This is a genomic window from Bartonella sp. MR168JLCBS, from assembly GCF_042194175.1.
This window is the reverse complement of record NZ_JBHIMP010000130.1, coordinates 324-1,155: the sequence shown is the minus strand read 5'-3', so window position 1 is coordinate 1,155 and position 832 is coordinate 324. Positions and strand designations below refer to the sequence as shown.

1 protein-coding gene is annotated in these 832 nt (G+C 41.0%); it reads right to left on the bottom strand.

Annotated elements, in window-relative coordinates; translation table 11 throughout:
- The coding region (locus ACFIK8_RS09755; protein ID WP_375669308.1) for an AAA family ATPase at positions 1 to 832 on the bottom strand (832 nt) is incomplete at both ends.

Here is an 832-nt window from a genome sequence, read left to right as displayed (position 1 = left end):
CCTTCCACCAAAGGCAAAAGATCCCGTTGAACTCCCTCACGTGAAACAGCAGCACTTACCGCACCATCTCGGGTTGCAATTTTATCAATCTCATCGATAAAAACGATCCCATCATTTTCAGCAACACGAAGTGCTTCTTGAATAATTTGATCTTGATCAAGAAGTTTTTCAGATTCATCATCAATAAGTGGCTTAAAAGAATCCTTTACTGTCGTTTTGCGAACTTTTATACGACTTCCCATTTTGCCAAAAATTTCTGACAAATTCATAATTCCCATTTGTGCACCAGGCATACCAGGAATATCAAAGGTCGAAGCGCTATTGCTGTTATTATCAGCTACTTCAATCTCAATCTCTTTCTCATCCAGTTCACCTTCACGCAATTTTTTGCGAAAACTATCACGGGTAGCGGGGCTTGCTGTTTTACCAACAAGAGCATCTAAAACACGCTCTTCAGCATTAATGTGAGCCTTTACTTTTACTTCATCCCGTTTTTTTTCACGCACAAGAGAAATGGCAATCTCAACAAGATCACGAATAATTTGCTCAACATCACGCCCCACGTAACCAACTTCAGTAAATTTAGTCGCTTCTACTTTAACGAAAGGTGCTCCAGCAAGTTTTGCTAATCGACGCGCTATACCTGTTTTACCAACACCTGTTGGTCCTATCATCAAAATATTTTTGGGCATAACCTCTTCACGCATCGGACCATCAAGTTGTTGTCGACGCCATCGATTCCGCAGTGCAATAGCCACAGAACGTTTGGCATCATTTTGGCCAATAATAAAACGATCAAGTTCAGAAACAATGTACCGGGGAGAACATCCAA